13 protein-coding genes are annotated in these 19,372 nt (G+C 71.5%); 11 read left to right on the top strand and 2 right to left on the bottom strand.

Going from position 1 to position 19,372, the window contains the following annotated elements; genetic code table 11:
• Positions 1–40: 40 nt before the first annotated feature.
• From tcuA to P1K89_RS21610, 4 genes are all read left to right on the top strand, one after another.
• A complete protein-coding gene (tcuA, locus tag P1K89_RS21625; RefSeq protein WP_284618597.1) occupies positions 41–1,447 on the top strand; it encodes an FAD-dependent tricarballylate dehydrogenase TcuA in 1,407 nt (468 codons plus the stop codon).
• Positions 1,434–2,618 (top strand): tricarballylate utilization 4Fe-4S protein TcuB, encoded by a 1,185-nt coding sequence (gene tcuB / locus P1K89_RS21620; protein ID WP_284618596.1) that lies wholly within the window; start codon positions 1,434–1,436, stop codon positions 2,616–2,618. The genes tcuA and tcuB overlap by 14 nt, the downstream gene beginning before the upstream one ends.
• A 29-nt stretch (positions 2,619–2,647) precedes the next feature.
• Positions 2,648–3,625, top strand: coding sequence for a Bug family tripartite tricarboxylate transporter substrate binding protein (locus P1K89_RS21615; RefSeq protein WP_284618595.1), 978 nt, complete (start codon positions 2,648–2,650; stop codon positions 3,623–3,625).
• 123 nt (positions 3,626–3,748) lie between these two features.
• Entirely contained in the window at positions 3,749–4,525 is a 777-nt protein-coding gene (locus P1K89_RS21610) for an N-acyl amino acid synthase FeeM domain-containing protein (RefSeq protein WP_284618594.1), read from the top strand.
• A 34-nt stretch (positions 4,526–4,559) separates the two neighbouring features.
• Here the strand turns inward: P1K89_RS21610 and P1K89_RS21605 are convergent, their stop codons facing one another.
• Positions 4,560–6,092, bottom strand: a complete 1,533-nt coding sequence (locus P1K89_RS21605) for a methyl-accepting chemotaxis protein (RefSeq protein WP_284618593.1) — start codon at positions 6,090–6,092, stop codon at positions 4,560–4,562.
• 328 nt (positions 6,093–6,420) lie between these two features.
• Here P1K89_RS21605 and P1K89_RS21600 point away from each other — a divergent pair, with 328 nt between their 5' ends.
• From P1K89_RS21600 to P1K89_RS21570, 7 genes are all read left to right on the top strand, one after another.
• Positions 6,421–8,994: an ATP-binding protein gene (locus tag P1K89_RS21600; RefSeq protein ID WP_284618592.1), complete on the top strand. Its 2,574-nt coding sequence runs from the start codon at positions 6,421–6,423 to the stop codon at positions 8,992–8,994.
• A gap of 231 nt (positions 8,995–9,225) precedes the next feature.
• Positions 9,226–9,771 carry a PEP-CTERM sorting domain-containing protein gene (locus tag P1K89_RS21595; RefSeq protein WP_284618591.1) on the top strand — a complete coding sequence of 182 codons (546 nt, stop codon included), beginning with the start codon at positions 9,226–9,228 and terminating at the stop codon, positions 9,769–9,771.
• 89 nt (positions 9,772–9,860) lie between these two features.
• Positions 9,861–11,054, top strand: coding sequence for a M20 aminoacylase family protein (locus tag P1K89_RS21590; protein ID WP_284618590.1), 1,194 nt, complete (start codon positions 9,861–9,863; stop codon positions 11,052–11,054).
• Positions 11,055–11,222: 168 nt separating this feature from the next.
• On the top strand, positions 11,223–11,849 hold the full coding sequence (locus P1K89_RS21585) for a LysM peptidoglycan-binding domain-containing protein (RefSeq protein ID WP_284618589.1): 627 nt from the start codon (positions 11,223–11,225) through the stop codon (positions 11,847–11,849).
• 20 nt (positions 11,850–11,869) lie between these two features.
• Positions 11,870–14,014: an OmpA family protein gene (locus tag P1K89_RS21580; protein ID WP_284618588.1), complete on the top strand. Its 2,145-nt coding sequence runs from the start codon at positions 11,870–11,872 to the stop codon at positions 14,012–14,014.
• A gap of 5 nt (positions 14,015–14,019) precedes the next feature.
• Complete coding sequence (locus P1K89_RS21575; protein WP_284618587.1) at positions 14,020–14,916, top strand: hypothetical protein; 897 nt, start codon at positions 14,020–14,022, stop codon at positions 14,914–14,916.
• On the top strand, positions 14,913–15,671 hold the full coding sequence (locus P1K89_RS21570) for a hypothetical protein (protein WP_284618586.1): 759 nt from the start codon (positions 14,913–14,915) through the stop codon (positions 15,669–15,671). The genes P1K89_RS21575 and P1K89_RS21570 overlap by 4 nt, the downstream gene beginning before the upstream one ends.
• A 468-nt stretch (positions 15,672–16,139) precedes the next feature.
• Here P1K89_RS21570 and P1K89_RS21565 read toward each other — a convergent pair whose 3' ends face one another.
• Entirely contained in the window at positions 16,140–19,142 is a 3,003-nt protein-coding gene (locus P1K89_RS21565; protein ID WP_284618585.1) for an ATP-binding protein, read from the bottom strand.
• Positions 19,143–19,372 lie beyond the last annotated feature (230 nt).

Genomic DNA, 19,372 nt, shown 5'->3' with positions numbered 1-19,372 from the left:
GTTCCTAGAGTGCGTCTCCATGCGAACAGGAGACGAACCGATGGTCGACGTGCTGGTGATCGGCGGCGGCAATGCGGCGTTGTGCGCGGCGCTGATGGCGCGCGAGGCCGGCGCGTCGGTCTTGCTGCTGGAGGCCGCGCCGCGTGAATGGCGCGGCGGCAATTCGCAGCACACGCGCAATCTGCGCTGCATGCACGATGCGCCGCAGGACGTGCTCGTCGATGCCTACCCCGAAGAGGAGTTCTGGCAGGACCTGCTGAAGGTCACCGGCGGCATCACCAACGAAGCGCTGGCGCGCCTGACGATCCGCGCATCGTCGAGCTGCCGCGACTGGATGCGCAGGCACGGCGTGCACTTCCAGCCGCCGCTGTCGGGCGCGCTGCATGTCGCCCGCACCAACGCCTTCTTCATGGGCGGCGGCAAGGCGCTGGTCAACGCCTATTTCCGCAGTGCCTCGAAGCTGGGCGTGCAGATCCGCTACGACACGCCGGTCGCATCGCTGGAACTCGACGGCGACCGTTTCGTCGCCGCCCGCACCGCCGGCGGCGAGCGCATTGCCGCGCGAAGCTGCGTGCTGGCGGCCGGCGGCTTCGAATCCAATCGCGACTGGCTGCGCGAGGCCTGGGGCCGGAACGCGCGCGGCGAGTGGCCCGCCGACAACTTCCTGATCCGCGGCACGCGCTTCAACCAGGGCGTGCTGCTCAAGTCGATGATCGAGGCCGGGGCCGATACGGTCGGCGATCCGACGCAGGCGCACATGGTGGCGATCGACGCGCGCGCGCCGCTGTACGACGGCGGCATCTGCACCCGGATCGACTGCGTGTCGCTCGGCATCGTCGTCAACCGCGAAGCGCAGCGCTTCTACGACGAGGGCGAGGACTTCTGGCCCAAGCGTTACGCGATCTGGGGCCGGCTGGTGGCGCAGCAGCCCGGCCAGACCGGCTACTCGATCATCGACCAGAAGGCGATCGGCCGCTTCATGCCACCGGTGTTCACCGGCGTCACGGCGAACACGCTGGCGGAACTGGCCCGCAGGCTCGGCCTGCCCGAACAGGCGTTCGTGCAAACCGTCGCGGCCTACAACGCGGCCTGCCGGCCGGGCACGTTCGACCACACCACGCTCGACGACTGCCGAACAGAAGGCATCGCGCCCGCGAAGACGCACTGGGCACGGCCGATCGATACGCCGCCCTTCCACGGCTATGCGCTCAAGCCCGGCGTCACCTTCACCTACCTGGGCCTGAAGGTCGACGAGAGGGCGGCCGTGCACTTCGGAGGCCATGCCAGCCCGAACCTCTTCGTTGCCGGGGAAATGATGGCCGGCAACGTACTCGGCAAGGGCTACACCGCGGGGGTCGGCATGTCGATCGGCACGGCTTTCGGCCGCATCGCCGGAACGCAGGCGGCGCGGGCTGCACGCCAGGAGATCCAGCATGCAGCCGCTTGAATCGCTGGCCCTCGAAGCCGCGGCGCTGGCGACCGGCCGGCGCGCGGTCATACCCATCCTGAGCGCGCGGGAGGCCGAGGTCGGCCGCCAGATGCAGATCTGCAATGCCTGCCGCTACTGCGAGGGCTTCTGCGCGGTGTTTCCGGCGATGACGCGGCGGCTGGAGTTCGGCAAGGCCGACATCCACTTCCTCGCCAACCTGTGCCACAACTGCGGCGCCTGCCTGCACGCGTGCCAGTACGCGCCGCCGCATGAGTTTGCCGTGAACGTGCCGCAGGCGATGGCCCGGGTGCGCGGCCAGACCTATGTCGACTACGCCTGGCCGCCCGCCCTGGGCGCGCTGTACCAGCGCAACGGCCTGGCGCTCTCGCTGGCATTGGCGGCGGGCCTCGCGCTGTTCCTGATCCTGGCGGTGGCCATCAACGGCAACCTGTGGGGTGGGCCGCTCGGCGGCAACTTCTACAAGCTGTTCCCGCACAACCTCCTGGTCGGCTTGTTCGCGCCGGTGTTCCTGTTCGCAACGCTGGCCCTGGGGATGGGGGTGCGCGGCTTCTATCGGGACGTGGCCCCGGCCACCAGCGGCGCAGCGGCGAGTGCCCCGGCGGTGGCGGAAGCCACGGACGCCGTGCTGCGCCTGCGCTACCTCGACGGCGGCCACGGGGCGGGCTGCAACAACGAGGACGACGCGTTCACCCTCGCTCGCCGCCGCTTCCACCACTTCACGTTCTACGGCTTCCTGCTGTGCTTCGCGGCGACCAGCGTGGCCACGCTCTATCACTACGCGTTCGGCTGGCAGGCGCCGTACGAGCTGCCCAGCCTGCCCAAGCTGCTTGGCGTGGCCGGCGGTGTGAGCCTGATGGTGGGCACGGCCGGGCTGTGGCACCTGAACCGCCGGCGTCACGCTTCGCATGGCGACGCCGAGCAGAAACCGATGGACCTGGGCTTCATCGCCCTGCTGTTCCTCACCAGTGCCAGCGGATTGGCGCTCTGGCTGGGCCGCAGTACGCCTGCCCTGGCCGTGCTGTTGTGCGTGCACCTGGGCGCGGTGATGGCCCTGTTTGCCACGCTGCCCTACGGCAAGTTCGCGCACGGCATCTTCCGCAGCGCAGCCTTGCTGCGGCATGCGATCGAAAAGCGCCAGCCCGGCACGATCGGCCTGCCGGCCGACTGAACCACTCACGACACCCTCGGAGATCCACGATGACCAAGTTCGATCTGCTGCGCGCGACGGCGCTGACGCTTGCCGGGCTGTTGCCGGGCGTCGCCAGCCATGCCCAGGACTTCCCGCCGAAGAAACCGGTCACGCTGGTCGTCGGCTTCGCCGCCGGCGGCGCGGCCGACGCGGCGGCCCGACTGATCGCCCGGAAGCTGGGCGACAACATCGGCCAGACGGTGGTCATCGACAACCGGGCCGGCGCCGGAGGCAACATCGCGCACCAGCAGGTGGCCAATGGACCGGCCGACGGCACGGTGCTGCTGTTCGGTTCGATCGGCCCGCTGACGATTGCCCCGCACGTGATGAAGGTCGGCTACGACCCGTTCAAGGACCTGGCGCCGGTATCGGGCGGCGTCAACTTCCCGAACGTGCTGGTGGTGCACAAGGGCGTGGGGGTCAAGACGCTGGCCGAGCTCGTCGCGCTGGCCAGGAAGAAGCCCGGTGCGCTGGACTACGCGTCCACCGGCGCCGGCTCCGCATCGCACCTGGCCGGCGAGCTCTTCAACCAGCGCGCGGGCATCGAGATGATCCACGTGCCCTACAAGGGCGGTGCGCCGGCCCTGCAGGACCTGCTCGGTGAGCGCATCGCCGCGTACTTCTCGGCACCGCCGACCGCGCTGCCGCACGTGGAAGCCGGCAAGCTGGTGCCGCTGGCCACCACCGGACCGACGCGTCCGGCCTACATGCCGCAGGTCCCGACCGTCGCGGAGTCCGGCTACGCGGGTTTCGAGGCGCTGAACTGGTATGCCTTCGTCGCGCCGGGCAAGACGCCCGCGCCGCTGCTGGATCGCTGGAACCTCGAGATCGTGAAGGTGCTCAACGACCCGGGCGTGAGAGACGCGCTGAACAAGCACGGCCTGAGCCCCCAGCCCACCACGCGGGCCGAGTTGGCTGCCTTCATGAAGAAGGAGGACGCCAAGTGGAGCGCTGTCGTGCGGGAGCGCCGGATCACTTCGGAGTGACGCGCACGACCGGGCCGTGTCCGGTCGATGGCAGGCAAGCGTCTGATCACCGTTCTCACGATTCGGCGCAAGCTGCAACATGCTGGACCCTGTGGCGGCAGGCCTGCGGCGTACATTGCCGCGATGGATTCGGCGAACGACGCAGCGGCGGTGCGAACGGCCGACGAGGCCGACGACGTGCTGCACTCGATGCTGTTCGACGGCGACGAGCCGGCACCCTCCGCCGAAGTCCTGAAGGCCCGTCACTGCATGGTGATCCGGGCCGCGGACACCGAAGGCCACCGCAGCGCGGCGCACGTGCTCGTCGAACGCCGCTATGCCGACAGCGGCTACACCACCGCACCCTCGGCCGGCGCGCAGACGCCCGCCCGCTTCACGCTGACCGCGGAAGTCAACGACACCGTGCAGGGCACCTTGACGATCGGCTTCGACGGCAGCGGCGGGCTGCTTGTCGACCAGTGCTTCGGCGATGCCACCGCGCGGCTTCGCGACGAAGGCGCGACGCTGTGCGAGTTCATCAAGTTCGCCGTCGACAGCGTCGCGCATTCCAAGCGCGTGCTCGCGGCGCTGTTCCACACGGCGTTCATCTACGCCTATGTGATCCGCGGTTGCGACCGCATCGTGATCGAGGTGAACCCGCGCCATGTGCGCTTCTACGCGCACATGCTCGGCTTCGAGGTGCTCGCCGACGAACGCATCAATCCGCGCGTGAACGCACCGGCGGTGCTGATGTCGATCGACCTGCACTACGGCGCGGAACGCATCGCGATGGCGCATCGCGAGCCGGGCCGGCGCAGCGAGCGCTCGATGTACCGCTACTTCTTCTCGGCCGAAGAGACGCGCGGCATCGTCAGGCGGCTGCTGGCCAAGGACGAGCCGGCCCCGGCCCTGGCGCACTGAAGGCCGCGCGTCGTCCCGGCTCGACGACGACGCCTCAGCGGAACACCGACACCGCCTCCACCAGCCGCTCGGCCTGCTGCTGCAGGCTGGTCGACGCGGCGGCGCCCTGTTCCACCAGCGCGGCGTTCTGCTGCGTGATCTGGTCCAGGTGCGACACCGCCTGGCCGACCTGCGCGATGCCGGTGTTCTGCTCGCCGGTGGCGCTGCTGATCTCGGCGATCAGGCCCGACACCCGCGAGACCTGCGCGACGATCTCCTGCATCGTGCGGCCGGCGTCGTGCACGGTCTTCGAGCCGGCGTCCACCTTCTCGACGCTGGCGGCGATCAGCGACTTGATCTCGCGCGCCGCGTCGGCGCTGCGGCCGGCCAGCGCGCGCACCTCGCCGGCCACCACCGCGAAGCCGCGGCCCTGGTCGCCGGCGCGCGCGGCTTCCACCGCGGCATTCAGTGCCAGGATGTTGGTCTGGAACGCGATGCCGTCGATCACGCCGATGATGTCGGCGATCCTCTTCGAGCTGGCGCTGATGTCGTCCATCGTCGAGATCACCTCCGACACCGCGCGCCCGCCGGCCGCCGCGGCATCGCTGGCGGTGCCGGAGAGTTCATTGGCCTGGCTGGCGGTGTCGGCGTTGTTCTTCACCGTCGCCGTCATCTGCTCCATCGACGAGGCCGTCTGCTGCACGCTGGCCGCGGCCTGCTCGGTGCGTGCGCTCAGGTCGTTGTTGCCCTGCGCGATGTCCTTCACCGCGGCCTGCACCGTCATCACCTGCTGGCTCACGTCGTCGATCAGCCAGCGGAACATCAGGCCGAGCTGGCTGATCGTGCGCAGCGTCATGCCGATCTCGTCGACGCGGTTCATGTGCGCCACGCTCTGCGTATCGCCGCTGGCCACGCGCAGCGCCTGCGCGCGCACCTGCTCCAGCGGCGTGGCGATCTGCGATTCCAGCCACCACGACAGCAGCCCCAGCACCCCCGCGCCGATGCCGAAGGCGGCCGCGCCGGCGCCGACCATCCAGCCGCCGAGGCCCATCACCGGCAGCGCCGCCAGCAGCGCGCCGCGGATGCGCCAGCGCACGCTCATCGTCTGCCCCAGCGATCCCAGCCGGCCGAGGCCGCTGCGCACGATCAGGCCCTTGTGGAAGCGGCGGTTGCCGGCGCGGTTGTCGCGGAAGTCGCGGTAGAGCTTCTCGGCGGCCTCGATCTCGGCGCGCTCGGCTTTCGTGCGCACCGACATGTAGCCCACCGTGCGCCCCTGGCGCACCACCGGCGTCGCGTTGGCGCGCACCCAGTAGTGGTCGCCGTTCTTGCGGCGGTTCTTCACCAGCGCGGTCCACGGCTCGCCGCCCTTGAGCGTCGCCCACATGTCGGCGAAGGCCTGCCTGGGCATGTCCGGATGCCGCACCAGGTTGTGCGGCTGGCCGGCGATCTCGTCGCGGCTGAAGCCGCTGACGTCGATGAACGCCTGGTTCGCGTAGGTGATGCGGCTCTGCGTGTCCGTGGTGGACATCAATGTCGCGTTCTCGGGAAACTGAAACTCTCGCTGCGTGACCGGCTCGTTGAGTCGCATCGTGTGGGCTCCCTGGTGGTGCCCCGGAACGCGGGGCGTCGTTGCTGGTGATCGGCCGATCGTCGATGACGGTACAGGGCCGCAAACGTGCGAAATGAGCGGCAGACGCCTGATGAAACCGCGCCGATGGAGAACACCGAAGCGCCGCGATGGAGGGCTCCGTTCACGGGGGTCGAGATCGCTTGTCGGGACTGTGGGGAGTGCTCGAAGCCGAGCCTTGACATGGTCAAGCCGCCGGGTCGATGCGCCGCGCTGTGCGCCGGGGTCCCGAGGGGGCTCTCGAACGCCGACGGGCGACGCGGCGCATGCCTACACTCGGCCCCCTGCCATGTCGAACATGTCGAACCCGCCGCCGCTGCCCGCGGTCCTGCGTTTCGGTCGCTTCGAGCTGCGGTCGCTCGAGCAACGCCTGCTCGCCGACGGCGAGCTGGTGCCGCTGGGCGGCCGCGCCTTCGACCTGCTGCTGGCGCTGGCGCAGCGCGCGGGGCAGCTGGTCACGCGCAACGAGCTGATCGAGCAGGTCTGGCCCGGCCGGGTGGTCGAGGAAAACAACCTCAGCGTGCAGGTCAATGCGCTGCGCAAGGCGCTGGGCGCCGAGTGGCTGGTCACCGTGCCCGGCCGCGGCTACCGCTTCGTGGCGCCGGCGCAGCCGGTGCCGAGGGCCGCGGCGCCGCCGCCCGAGCCGCCGCGCGGCCCGCGCACCCGCCTGCCGGCGGCGCAGCCGCTGCTGATCGGCCGCAGCGAGGACCTGGCGGCGCTGGGCACGCTGATCGACCAGCACCGGCTGGTCACCGTCGTCGGGGCTGGCGGCATGGGCAAGACGCGGCTGGCGCAGGCGCTGCTGCAGCTGCGCGCGAATGCCTACGCGCAGAGCGTGTGCTGGGTCGAGCTGGGGCCCGTCGCGACCGCCGAGGCGCTGCCCGCCGCGGTGGCCGCGGCGCTCGAACTGCCGCTGCCGCCGGGCGATGCGCTGGCCCAGCTGTCGCAGGCAATGCGCGGCCTGCAGATGCTGGTGGCGCTGGACAACGCCGAGCACCTGCTCGACGACGTCGCCCGGCTGGCGCAGGCCCTGCTCGATGCGGCGCCGGGCCTCCGCCTGGTCGTCACCAGCCAGGCGCCGCTGCGACTGTCGTCCGAGCGCGTGCTGCGCCTGGGGCCGATGGCGGTGCCGCAAGGCGTGCTGCCGGCGCGCGAGGCGCAGGCCTTCGGCGCGGTGGCGCTGTTCTGTGAGCGCGCCGCCGCCGCCGACCACCGCTTCGTGCTGGCCGATGCCGACGTGCCCGCGGTCATCGCGCTGTGCCAGCGCCTCGATGGCCTGGCGCTGGCCATCGAGCTGGCGGCGGCCCGGGCGCCGCTGCTGGGCCTGGCCCGCCTGCTGGATGCGCTGACCGACCGGCTGGCGCTGCTGAAGTCCAGCCGCAGCCGCCTGGCCCCGGCGCGCCAGCAAAGCCTGCGCGCCGCGCTGGAGTGGAGCGTCGGCCTGCTGACGCCGATCCAGCAGCGGCTGTTCCGCCGGCTGGGCGTGGTGGCCGGCAGCGCGGGGCTCGACCTGGTGCAGCAGCTGGGCGCCGATGCGCCCGACGGCACCGCGTCCGATCCCTGGGCGGTGGTGGACGCGCTGGACGAGCTGATCCAGCGCTCGCTTGTCGACGTGCAGGTCGCCGACGGCGACGGCACGCCGCGCTACCGGCTGCTGGAATCGCCGCGCGCGCTGGCGCTGGAGCGGCTGGCCGAAGCCGGCGAGGAGCAGGCAGTGCGCGAGCGCCATGCGCGCGCGCTGCTCGACGCCTTCGAGCGGGCCGAGTGGACCATGCTGGCCGGCGCCCAGGACGTGGCCGGCTGGCGTCGCGACGGCGAGCCCCTGTTCGTCGACATGCTGCAGGCGCTGGCCTGGGCCGAGAAGGCCGCCGACCACCGGCTGTCGCTCGGGCTGGCCACCAGCCTGCTGGGACGCGTGCCCGACCCGCGCCACGTCGAGACCCGGGACGCCGTGCGCATCTGCGAATCGCAGCTCGCGTCGGGCGAGATCGCCGACGACCTGCTGGCCTGCCGCGCCTGGTCGGTCGTCAGCCTGGTGACGTTCCGCGGGCCGCAGCGCAGCCAGGAGGCCACGACGCGGGCGCTGGCGCGGGCGCGGCGCCTGGGCGCGTCGGACGACGAGCGCTTCATGCGTTACGACGTGCTGTGCGAGGCGGCCCGGGTGCGGGCCGCCGGCCAGGATTTCGAGCAGGCCCAGGCGCTGCTGGAGGAAGCCGATGCGCTGGCCGACCCGGCCTGGGCGCCGGTGCGCCTGCGCAACGCGCAGCGCGCCCGGGCCTTCCTGGCGCTGGCGCAGAAGCAGCCCGAGCTGGCGCTGCACCACATGCGGCAGACGCTGGCACTGAGCCTGGCCGCAGGCGACCCCAGCCTGGCGACCCGCCTCAACATCGCCGACTTCGAACTGACGGCCGGGCAGGCTGCCGCGGCCGTCGAGACCGGTCGCGCGCTCGTGCAGGCGCTGGCCGGGCGGCGCGCCACCGGCCTGCTGCAGCTGGCCCGCCTGAACCTGGCCGCGGCGCACCTGGCGCTCGAACAGACCGGCGAAGCGCGCGAGCTGCTGCAGGCCGCGTGGGACGCGTCGCGCAGCGTCGGGCGCGACTGGCCGCACCTGGCGCAGTACCTGGACCTGATGGCCCTGCTGTGCGCGCTGCAGGGCCGGCACGAGGCCGCTGCGCAGTGGCTCGGTGCGGCCGACGCGCGCTACGAGGCCGTGTCCGGCGGGCGCACGGCCAACGAGCAGTGGGCCGTCGGGCGCACGCTCGGCCTGCTGCACGACGCCTTGCCCGCGCCCGTGCGCGACGCGCTGCGCGCGCAGGGCCGCAGCCTCAGCGACGCCGAGCTGGCCCAGCTGGGCAAGAGCTGAGCGTCGCCCTCCCGCACAGCCCGGTGACGCTGCCCGTCAGCGCGCAAGCCGGCGCTGGCGATCGAAGCGCGCCGGCGACGACGCCGGCAGGCGATGCAGCGCCCGACGTCGATCCGCGGCCGCATGACCAATGGCCAAGCGGCGTGCTCGCGGCGAGTGAAGTCCGTCACTGCAGTGCGGGCGGGCGATCAATACATTGTGTTGCATCCAACCCGCCTTCGGAGAACGAACATGTCGCTCACTTCATTCGTCAGCACCGGCGTCGCCGTCCTGCTGGCGACGGCCCTGGCCGGCACCGCGCACGCCGAGACCGTCACGCTGAACCTGAAGGCATCGGACTTCGTCAACGTCGGCATTTCCTATCCGGGCTACGACGGCGAGATCGATGTGAACCTGACCTGGGACACGAACGACAAGGCCGATGCGATCCAGTCGTTCCTGAGCATCGACATCGAGATCGCCGGCCACCAGTACACGATGGCCGAGGTCGGCATCGCGAACCAGGGGTCGACGCAGACCGCCATCGGCGGCGTGCTGCGCGGCGCCAACACGGTCGTCGGCGATGGTGCCGGCGACGACTTCCTGATCGTCTTCGACCGTGTCGTGCCGAAGATCGATGCCTTCGCCTACTCGATCGCCGGCAAGTTCAATGCGATCTGGTGGACGCCGGCGCACACGAGCGCCGCATACCGGGAGAACACCGTGCCCGAGCCGTCGAGCGGGGCGCTGCTGCTGCCGGCGCTGGCCTGGCTGGCGCTGAGGCGCCGACGCGGCTGAGGCCGTGGCCGCGGCGGCGGCGGCGGGGCAGGTCCCGCCTGCCGCCGATGCACACTCGCGGGTTGCTGCCCTGACGGAGAAAGCAACCCATGGATGCCCGCTACAAGACGCTGTGCACCGTCGGCGACCTGGCCGATTCGGCCGAGTGGCTGACGCAGGTCCGCCGCCACCTGCACCAGCATCCCGAGCTGTCGTTCAAGGAAGCGGCGACGGCCGAGCTGGTCGCCGCGCGGCTCGTCGAATGGGGCTACGAGGTGACGCGCGGCGTCGGCGGCCATGGCGTGGTCGGCACGCTGCGGCGCGGCGACGGGCCGCGCAGCGTCGGCCTGCGCGCGGACATGGATGCGCTGCCGATCCTCGAGCAGACCGCGCTGCCGCACGCCAGCCGCCACGCCGGCGTGATGCACGCCTGCGGCCACGACGGCCACACGACGATGCTGCTCGGCGCCGCCCGCCACCTGGCCGCGCACGGGCGCTTCTCGGGCACCGTGCACCTGGTGTTCCAGCCGGCCGAAGAAGCCGGCCGCGACAGCGGCGCCCAACGCATGATCGCCGACGGCCTGTTCGAGCGCTTCCCCTGCGAGGCCATCTTCGGCCTGCACAACCACCCCGGCATGCCGGCGGGCAGCTTCGCCTTCGGCAGCGGGCCCTTCATGTCGGCCTCGGACACGGTGCACATCACGATCCATGGCCGCGGCGGCCATGCCGCGCGGCCGCACCTGGCGGTGGACCCGGTGCTGATCGCCGGCAGCCTGGTGATGGCGCTGCAGACGGTGGTCTCGCGCAACATCGACCCGACGCAGACCGCGGTGCTGACCATCGGCAGCATGCATGCCGGCAGCGCGCCGAACGTGATCCCCGAAAGCGCCACGCTCGGCCTGAGCGTGCGCTCGTTCAGCGAAGCGGTGCGCCAGCGGCTGCGCGAGCGCATCACCGAGCTCGTGCAACTGCACGTGCAGGGCTACGGCGGGCGGGTGGAGATCGACTACGAGGAGGGCTACCCGGTGCTCGTCAACAGCGAGGCCGAGACCACCTTCGCGCGCGAGGTGGCCGAGGCCCTGGTCGGCCCGGAGCGCGTCATCGCCCCCTTCGGCCCGGTGACCGGCAGCGAGGACTTCGCGTACTACCTGCAGCATCGCCCCGGCTGCTTCCTGCGCCTGGGCAACGGCGAGGACAGCCCGATGCTGCACAACGCCGCCTACGACTTCAACGACGCGAACCTGACGGTCGGCGCGGCGTACTGGACGGCGCTGGTGGAGCGTTTCCTGGCCGCGGAACGCTGACGTCGGCCGGCACGCCTTGTTACCGCGGCCGCCCCGGCCGCGCGGCCCCCCCAACCCGTGCCCCCCGCGGATGACCAACGTCATCGGTCGTGCCGGGCCCGCTTGGCTAGAGTGCGGCCAGCAACGTGCCCGCGGGCATGTCCCGCAGCAGCAAGGCGGCCCTTCACCATGCCCATCCACATCGTCGAGCAAGGCGATCACCTGTCGAGCATTGCCGAGAAGGCCGGCTTCCACGACCTGCGCACGATCTGGGACCATCCCGAGAACGCCGCGCTGAAGGCGCTGCGCAAGAACCCGCACGTGCTGCAGCCGGGCGACAGCGTCTTCATCCCCGAGAAGGAACAGCGCACCGAGCAGCGCCCGACCGACGCCCTGCACAAGTTCCGGCTGTCGAAGGAAGTGCTGAAGCTGCGGGTGAAGCTGCAGAAGGTGGACGGCGAGCCGGTCGAGGACACGATCTGCGGCCTGCTGATCGACGGCAAGGCCTCGCGCGAACCGATCTCGGCCGGCCTGCTCGACAAGCCGATCGCCCGCAGCGCGCGCAACGGCAAGCTCGAGCTCGCCGACGACCAGATCGCCATCGGCATCGGCGATCTCGATCCGGTGGAAGAACAGTCCGGCCAGCTCGCGCGCCTGCTGAACCTGGGCTACTACCGCCGCGCGCTGGACCCGGTCGACGAGGACGAGCGCAAGTCGGCCGTCGAGGAATTCAAGTGCGACCATGAGCTCACGCCGGTGAACCCCGAGTGCGACGCCGCGACGCAGGCGAAGCTGCTCGAGATCCACGGCTGTTAGGCGACGGCGGAAGGCACGACATGTCTGGCGGCATCTCCGGCACCCACACCCTCCAGGTCGATCACCTGCTGCGCGCGGGCCCGACCACCGAGGACAAGCACAACACCTACCGCATGGCGCTGGTGCCGCTGGCGTGCTGGCACATCAAGGACGTGCGCTTCGAGTTCGATTCCTCGTTCGTGCTGCCCGATGCCGCCGACGAGATGCAGATGCTCGCCAAGCTGCGGGCCGAACATCCGGGCGCGCCGATCTCGGTGTTCGGGCATGCCGACCCGGTGGGCAACGACCAGTACAACAAGGAGCTGAGCGGCCGCCGCGCCATCGCCGTCTACGCGATGCTGATCCGGCGCGAGGCGATGTGGGAAGAGCTGTACAAGAAGCCGCACTCGATGGGCGGCGACGTGTGGGGCCAGAAGTCGATCAACCGCATGCAGGATGCGCTGGGCCAGCCGCATTCCACGGTGAGCAAGCCGGTCGACCGCGCGATCCTGTTCCGCGCCTACATGGACCTGGTGTGCGGCGAGATGGTGCTGACGCCGGGCGACTTCCTGGCCCGGGGCGCGGACCCGGACGGCAAGGGCGACTACCAGGGCTGCGGCGAGTTCAACCCGCTGCTGGTGTTCTCCACGAAGGAGACGCAGGACCTGGACAAGAACCACAAGAAGCGCAACGAGGAGAACGCGCCGAACCGGCGCGTGCTGGCCTACCTGTTCCGGCCCGGCTCGGTGGTCAGCCCCGGCAAGTGGCCGTGCCCCCGGGCGAAGGAAGACACCGCGGGCTGCACGAAGCGGCTGTGGTCCGACGAGAAGGTGCGGCGCAACCCCTCGGGCGACCGGCGCGAGTTCGAGGAGACGAAGGACACCTTCGGCTGCCGCTTCTATCACCGGATTGCCGTGGAGTCGCCCTGCGAGCGCGCCAAGGCGGTGGTCTTCTTCATCAAGGACCTGCGCTTCGAGCCGGAGAAGGCCTTCTGCGGCGACAAGGTCAAGCTGCTGGCCACCACGAACCTGCCCGACGGCACGGCGGTGCGCTTCCAGCTCAAGGCGAAGCAGGGCTCGTCGACCTTGAAACCGCTGGACGTGATGCCCGCGGGCGGGCAGTTGAGCCACGAGTTCGAAGTCAAGGATGTCGACTTCAAGAACGGCAGCAGCTTCTTCGACAAGGTGGTGATCGAGGCCACCGTCGATGCGGCCAGCCCGGCCAAGGCGCTGGTCGATCCGGGCAGCAAGCCGCTGACGGTCGAGGCCCTGCTCGACGCGCCGGACGAGGAACTCTCCGAGCACCGGACCTGGAGCGGTTTCGGGAACGACTCGAAGTTCCTGATGAAGATCGACAAGTTCAAGGCCAAGGTGCATCCGGAATTCAAGATCATGAAGGTGTGGGGGGCCTACATGGTCGACCTCAACACCTTCGGCATCACCGGCACCGCCACGAACGGCCCGGGCAGCGCCGGCTGGCGCTGGGCGCGTGTCACCGGCAGCAATACCTTCATGCCCGACCAGTACCACGACGGCACGCGCTGGAAGGCACTGCCGGCCGGCTTCAAGGCGGCGGCGGATGCGAACGCGGTGTTGTACACGGCGATCGGGCTGATCAAGAACGGCGCGCAGTTCGTGCCGAAGCAGCCGAACACCGGCGGACCGTTCCCGACCACCTTCACCGACTACGACTTCAACGACCCGAAGCTGGTTGCCAAGCGCGACAAGTGGGTCAAGACCTCGCACGACAAGTGGAGCGCGGTGTGGCAGCTGCGGCGCAAGGACTGCCACTCGGGCAACGCGGTGCGATGCTGCCGCTACGACGTCGAGGTCGACGTCAAGCTCACGACGGTCACCGTCGACGGGGCGGACGTGATCGGCGTCGGCCGCGAGACCTTCCGCTCGAATGCCGGCACCTTCTTCATGGGCGATCCGCGCGATACGCTGCTGGCGCACGAGGCCGGCCACCACATGGACAACCCGGACGAGTACACCGGCGGCGCGGTCGATCCGGCGATGTCCGGCGATGGCGCGGTGGCCGGCATCGACAAGGATTCGATCATGGGCCAGAACCACACCAAGGTGAAGAAGCGGCACTACCACGCCTTCCCCGAGCTCATGAAGAAGAAGTCGATCAAGAACAAGTACGGCCGCGACTACGACTACCTCGTGGTCGACAAGGTGTAGGCGCCATGGCTGCCATCCAGGCCGTCTTCGATCGCATCCTCGCGGGGGATGCCCACCTGCTGGACGGCTTCGCGGTGCAGCGCGTCGTGACCTCCGGGCGCCGCACAGAGTCCGGCATCTGCATCCACGAGGACCGGCTCGACATCGCGGGCGACGGCCGCGTGCGGCTGGCGCTTCACCGTTCGTTGTCCGACATGCCCGGCCGGCAGGTGGGGGTCTTCGAGACGCAGGTGCCGATCGACGTGATCCTCGGCCTGGTGCGGCTGCTGAAGGCCCATCCGTTCGACGCGATGCCGCCCTCGCAGGTGCGGCCGGCCGACACGGTGATGCGGGTGTCGGTGGTCGCCGGCGGCCTGGTGTCGGAATTCGTCTTCCCGTCGTCCGACCGCGCCGCGGCCGCGGCGCTGCGGCCGCTGCTCGGCGAGCTGGCGTCGCTGCTGACGCAGGCCGAGCAGCATCCGTCGATGACGCTGGGCATGATGCTCGCCGCGCCGCAGCGCATCGCGATCACCGACAGGCGCCTGGCGCTGTCGGTGGTCTTCGGCAACTTCGGCGCCCAGGGCTGGTGGATGACGCACCCGGCGCGCCTGGCCGACGGCGACGACCTGTTCGCGCTGTACTACGGCCACCTGCCCGAAGTGCGCGACGACGTGATGCCGCCGCCGCTGGAGATCGCGCGCGTACCGCTCGAAATGAGCGTCCAGGACGTGCCCGAGCTGATCTGGATGGGGCCGCGCACGAAGGTGACGATCGAGTGCTCGGCGGACGTCCGGTTCCAGGCCGCCGGCCCGCACTTCATGCGCGCCGGCTACTGCGCCTATCGCGGCGAATCGACGGTGGCGTCGCAGCCGCGTTTTGTCGGCGGGGTCTTCTCGAGCGACGTCGAGGTGCAGGTGGCGTGAAGCGGCGATTCGCGCTCGCCGCGGCGGTGGGGCTGGTCCTCGCGACGGGAGGCATCATGGCCGCGACACCGGATTTCCGCTTCGAGTACGCGCAGAGCGCCGGCATCGGGCCGGCCGACAGCCGCCTCGAGATCGACGGCGACCAGGCCACCTGGTACCACGAGCCGCCGGTGGCGGTGATCGAGCGCGGCGCGATCGGCGTCTTCCGCACCGCCGTCAGCGCCGCCGAGCGCCAGGCGCTCGAAGCCGGGCTGCCGGCGCGTTCGACGCCCGGCCTGCGGCCGGGCATGCCGGCGCAGACGGTGCGGCTCAAGCGCGCCGGGCAGGAACAGGTGCTCGCGCTGGCGCCGGGCGACCCGGCGGCGGACCGGCTGAAGGCCGAGGCGCGGAAGATCATCGAGCGTGCGCGCGCGCAGCCCTGGCGCGCGCTGCGCATCGACCTGCTGCGGGCGCAGCCGGCCCGGGTGCGCATCGAGAACCTCGGCTCGCAGCCGCTGGTGCTGGCGCTCGACGAGCGATCGCTCTTCGTCGAGAGTTCGCCGGTGTCGGCGGTGGAGTGGCAGCGCGCCGGCCAGCGGGCGTGGCGCAAGACCGTCACGATCGCGCCGGGCGCGCACGAGGACCTCGATCTGCCGGCGGTGATTCCGGCCGGCCGGCCGCGCTGGCTGCGTGCGCTGTTCCAGCGCCCGGCGGCCGACAGCCTCGAGGACATCGGCGGCACCGCGTCCTCGCAGCACGTGCAGCTGGCGCGCTGACGCGCTGACGCGCTTCGGGCGGGCCGTCGTGGGCCCGCAGGTCGACGCTCACCAGATCGCGCTGATCACGCTGAACGACATCGCCGGCGCCACGAGGCCGAAGCAAAGCACGAAGGCGGCGATGCACAGGTTGTCGAAGAAGGCGTTCATGGTGGCTCCTGCTGCTGTCGTTGCCGGTGCGACATTCGCGCCGGGCTGAGAACAATGTAGGCGGCAGGCCCCGTTCTTCCGAGACGAAGACTGCAAACGCAGGGAGTGCGGTTTGTCACTGCGGCACCGGCGCCGCGGCGTCGTTCGCGACATCGCACCGCGACATCACCGCGACATCAGACCGCGATGTCGACGACGAGCGGGAAGTGGTCGCTCAGCGCGCTCCAGTCCGGACCATGCAGCACCTCGGCCTGCAGGCCGCGCCGCGCCGGCGCGGTCCGGCGCAGCGTCCCGACACCGCAGCCTGCCCGGCGACGTTCAGGACGACGCGCCGGGCGGCGGGCGCAGCGCGACGGCCAGCTTCGGCAACCCGTGCCCGGCCAGCGCGTCGATGCGTCGCACCAGTTCGTCGAATGCCGGCGCAGGCGCGTCGTGCGGTCCGTTGGCCTGCCACGCCGCCAGGAGCGCCAGGTGGTCCTCGCGATCGGCCGGCTGCGCCAGCGGGTGCGCCACCGCGGCGCGCATCACGTGCGCGGCGCAGGCCGTCTCGCCATGTGACGCCAGGATCTGCGCGCACAGCGCCACGCCGGCGATTTGCCACGTCGGCCGGGCGATCGCGATGGCCATGCGCAGGCCCTCGCCGAGCGCGACCAGCGCGGCATCCGGATCGCCGCGATGCAGCGCGATGTGGCCGAGGTCGAACTGCAGCGCCATCATCAGCGCGCGGTAGCCGTTCGCGCGCGCGAGCTCCAGGGCCCTCAGCGCATGGCGTTCGGCGGTGGCGAAGTCGCCGGCCGTGCGCGCGTGTTCGACCAGGGCGCCCAGCGCGGACGTGCGCAGTGTCACCAGGTCGTGCCGCTCGCACAGGGCCAGCGCCTCGCCGAGCCGCAGCCGCGCGGACTCGAGATCGCGCCGCTTCAGGTGGGCGATGCCCAGCACCACCAGGCCGGCGGCCTCGCCGGCGACGTCGCCGATCTGGCGACGCACCTGCAAGGACTCGGCCATCAGGCGCAGCGCGTCGTCGTAGCGGCCCTGCTCGGAAGCGAGCACCGCCAGGTTGTGAAGCATCGCCCCCGCGCCGTGCGGGTCGACTTGGGGCGGCGCCAGTGCCAGCGCACGTTCGAAGTGCGGCCGCGCCTCGTCGTAGCGCCCGAGCCGCAGCGCACTGGCGCCGAGCACGCCGCAACTCTGCACCTCGGCCTCGACGTCGTCGGCGGCACGCGCCGCCTCGGCCGCCGGACGGGCCATCGCCTCGGCCTCGGCATACCTGTCGCGGCGCAGCTCCAGGTGGGCGGCCAGGGCCTGCAGCAGGGGCCAGGGCGGCGCGCGGTCGGCGAGCGCCGGTGCGGCGAGCGCGGCTTGCAGCAGCGCGAGGCCATCGGCAAAGCGGCAGCGGTGGTCGTAGAAGTCGGCCAGGGTCGATGCGCTGCCGCGCACGCTGTCGAGATCGCCCTGCGCGACGGTCCACAGCCAGGCGGCCCGGCAGTTCTCCAGCTCGGTGTCGATGCGCGCCAGCGCCTCGCGTTCGCCGTGTTCCGCGGCGCGCTTCAGCTGGCGCAGCAGGTGGTGGAAGTACTGCGCGTGCGCGCGCCGTGCGGCCTGTTCCTCGCCGCCGGCGGCCAGCCGGGGCTCGACCATCTGCTGCACCAGCGGGTGCAGCGACAGCCGCGCACCGTCCTTGCGCAGCAGCGACTTGTCGACGAGCGCGCCCAGCACCGGCAGCGGCGCGCCGGCCAGCGCCCGCGCGGCCTCGAACGAGCAGCCGCCGCGAAACACCGCCAGCCGCGCGAGCGTCTCGCGCTCGGCGGTGGTGAGCAGGCTCCAGGAGTGTTCGAACACCGCCTCGATGCTGGCGTGCCGCGACGGCCGGGTGGCATCGACCGCGCGCAGCAGCTCGGTGCCCTGCTGCAGCTCGGCGGCGATCGCCTCGCACGACAGCACGCGTGTCCAGCCGGCGGCCAGCTCCAGCGCCAGCGGCAGCCCGCCGGTGAGGCGGCAGATCGCGACGATGGCCGCCGCTTCCGCCGACGCCTGCAGCGCCGGCTCGACGCGACGTGCCGCGTGGATGAACAGCCGCGCCGCGTCGAAGGCCTCGACGCGGTCGACGTCCTCGTCCTCGGGGCAGGGCAGGCCGTCGATCGGCAGCAGCCACTCGTCGGCGATCGACAGGCGCACGCGCGAGGTGGCCAGCAGCGTCAGGCCGGTGCAGCCCTGCAGCAGCCGCTCGATCGCCGCCGCTGCGCCGTCGAGCTGTTCCAGGTTGTCGAGCGCCAGCAGCTGCGAGCAGCCCGCCAGCGCGGCGATCACCTGGTCGATCGGATCGCGGTTTCCGGCCAGCTTCACGCCGAGCTCGCGGGCGAGGCGCGGGCCGATCTCGTCGGCGCTGCGCAGGTCCTCGAAGCCGATCCAGGTCGCACCGTCGGCGAAACGCGGTGCCAGCTGGGCCAGCGCGCGGCGTGCCAGCCGCGTCTTGCCCGCGCCGCCCGGGCCGAGCAGGCAGAGCAGCCGGCAGCCCGGCTGCTGCAGCAGCTCGGCGATGTGTGCAAGCTCCACGCTGCGGCCCACGAAGCCGTCGGCATCGGCCGCCGTGGCCGCCGAATGGCGGGCCACCGCGCCGACGCGCGCGTCCGCCGCGTCCGCACCGGCGAGCGTCTCGTGCAGGGCCTTCAACGCGGTGCCCGGCGCGAGGCCGAGCTCGGCCTGCAGGCGCACGGCGAACTCGCGGTAGACCTGGTGCGCGCGCGCGGCCTGTCCGCTGCGGCCGAGCCAGCTCATCTGCGCCGATACGGCGGCTTCGTCGAGCGGGTCGGCCTCCAGCAGCTGCGCGGCCAGCGCCAGCGCGGCGACGGGCTCGATCGGGTCGGCCAGCCGCGCGAGGGCCGCGCCGCGCCACGCGTCGCGCAGCCGGTGGCGTTCGAAGCGCAGCCACTCGGTCCACGCCGGATTCGCGTCGTCGTCGAAGCCCGCGAGAAACTCGCCGCGCCGCAGCGCGAGCGCGTCGTCGAACCGCGTGCCGGCGATGGCGGCATCGAACGCTGCGACGTCCGTCGCCACCACGAGCCGCAGCGCGTTGCCCTGCAGTTCGGGTTCCAGCGCCCAGCCCACCAGCTGCAGCCGGTGCAGCGTCTTGCGCAGGTTCGCCAGCGCCGCCGCGTTGTCGAGCTCGGGCCACAGCAGCGCCGCCAGCTCGGCGCGGCCGACCCAGTCGCGCCGGCAGGCCAGGAATACCAGCAGCTGGCTGCGCCGCTCGGACGGCAGCGTCTGCGGGCCGGCGTCGCCGGCCACGGCCGGCGCACCGAAGAGGATCAGCCGTACGGACATCGCTGGACCTGCACCTTGAAGCCGCTGCATGCCCCGGCCGGCGCACCGGCGCGGCCACTCCCGCGGCCATTCTCGCGGCCATTCTGACAGTGCCCAGCGCTGCTGGAACGCCGTGGGACGGTCGTGCCACGGTCCTGCTCGCACAGTGCGCTCCGCACGCAGGACACGAAGCGCTTTACCGATCCGGGACCTGCGCGGCACGCGCGCCGGCGGCACCCGATCCGGGCTCC

Origin of the sequence: Aquabacterium humicola, assembly GCF_030167915.1 — a bacterium.
GTDB lineage: Bacteria > Pseudomonadota > Gammaproteobacteria > Burkholderiales > Burkholderiaceae_C > Pseudaquabacterium > Pseudaquabacterium humicola.
This window is presented reverse-complemented; position numbering and strand designations above follow the sequence as displayed.